The sequence below is a fragment of the Collinsella sp. LCP19S3_A6 genome (genome assembly GCF_052122015.1).
Classification (GTDB): domain Bacteria; phylum Actinomycetota; class Coriobacteriia; order Coriobacteriales; family Coriobacteriaceae; genus Collinsella.
On record NZ_JBQKDD010000027.1, the window covers coordinates 1 to 945 of the forward strand.

The 945-nt window shown below is 72.2% G+C and carries 2 protein-coding genes; both read left to right on the forward strand.

Annotated elements, in window-relative coordinates; translation table 11 throughout:
• Window positions 1-356 (forward strand): Mu transposase domain-containing protein (locus ACTQVX_RS08810; protein ID WP_441071095.1); only part of this gene is annotated, 356 nt, incomplete at its 5' end.
• The coding region (locus ACTQVX_RS08815; RefSeq protein WP_441560930.1) for an ATP-binding protein at window positions 356-945 on the forward strand (590 nt) is incomplete at its 3' end. The genes ACTQVX_RS08810 and ACTQVX_RS08815, both read left to right, overlap by 1 nt.

Consider the following 945-nt stretch of genomic DNA (forward strand, 5'->3'; position numbering starts at 1 on the left):
GCCTGCGGCCCATCGGGAACCTCCGTCTCCTCGAGTCGATGGTGGGCGACGTGAGCGTCCAGACCGTCCCGCCGACCATGCTCGTCAGGGCCGCCGGCAGGGAGTGGTCCGTGCCCAGGCGCTGCATCGGCCGGCGCGTGAGCGTCGTGGCGATGCCCGGCGGCCAGGTCGTGGTGAGGATGGCCGGCGAGGAGGTCGCCGTCCACGACGCCGCGTCCGGGCCGTCGAGGCCCATCAACTACGACCCCGACCACTACGGGCAGGCCCTCGAGGGGAAGCGGGGCCTGGCCGACGCGGACATCGCCGAGGCCGCGCGCGCCAACCTCGCGCTGCTCGACTCGCTCGGAGGGGCGTGATGGGCGCCGTCGCGGAGGGCAGCCCCTCGATCAGGGCGCAGGCGAACCTCTCCGCGCTCGGGCTGCACGAGATGGCGGCGTCCCTGCCCGACTACGTGAGGATGGTCGCCGCGGGCGAGCGGGGCTTCGCCTCCGCCCTCGAGGAGATGACGCGCGTCGAGGTCGCCGCCCGGGAGGTCAGGATCACCAGCCAGCGCATACGGTCGTCGGGGTTCCCCTACGTCAAGGGGCTGGCGGACTTCGACTGGGACTTCCAGCCGTCGGTCCCGCGCGCCGAGATCGAGGAGCTCGCGACCCTGAGGTTCGTCGAGCGGGCCGAGAACGTCCTGTTCGTGGGGAGCCCCGGCGTGGGCAAGACGCACCTCGCCGTCGCGCTGGGCATCGAGGCGGTCAGGGCGGGGCGCGAGGTCAGGTTCGTGGACTGCGCCCGGCTCGTCGAGGACCTGGAGGACGCCTCGTCGCGCGGCATCCTCAAGAAGAGGCTCAGGTACTACGCCCACTCGAGGCTGCTGATCATCGACGAGCTCGGCTACCTCGACGTCGGCAGCGCGGGCGCGGACCTGCTGTTCCAGCTGATATCGACGCGCTA